The following is a 509-nucleotide window of genomic DNA, read 5'->3' on the forward strand; positions in this document are numbered from 1 at the left end:
AAGGGCTCCGAACCCGGAACCACCGCGGTGCTGGCCCGGACGGACCGCCTGCTGCAGGAGGTCCGCGCCGCCTGCGAGCGGGGAGGAGTTCCGCTGGAAGGCCTCGATCTGGCCACGATCCACGGCGCCAAGGGACGTGAGTGGCCGCGGGTGATCCTCTACGGCGTGGACGAGGGGCTGGCTCCGCATGCGGCATCGCTCAAGACGGGCGGACTGGAAGCCGAGCGGCGCCTGTTCTACGTGGCGTTGACGCGGGCGAGGGAGCGGTTGGAGATCGTCTGCACCAGGGGCAGGGAGAGCCGCTTCCTGGGGGAGGCCGGCATCCGGGTGCTCTCCGCTGGACCGGCGCGCTGACCCTGAACGAGGATCCACGCGGCGCCGGTGATCAGGGATGCCTCCGCTGCGTCGGCGGGGACGGCGACAGCGTGGGAAAAAAAGGCCCCGGCCATCTGGCCAGGGCCTTGTTCTTGGTAGCGGGGACCCGTTGTGAAGTCCAACAGACGGATTCC

General features: G+C 69.9%; 1 protein-coding gene. It reads left to right on the top strand.

The window, feature by feature from the left end:
* Positions 1-354: ATP-binding domain-containing protein (locus tag KDM41_19020; GenBank protein ID MCB1185516.1), on the top strand; the 354-nt coding region annotated here is incomplete at its 5' end.
* Between the last annotated feature and the right edge of the window lie 155 nt (positions 355-509).

Source organism: bacterium, assembly GCA_020440705.1.
Lineage (GTDB): Bacteria > Krumholzibacteriota > Krumholzibacteriia > LZORAL124-64-63 > LZORAL124-64-63 > JAGRNP01.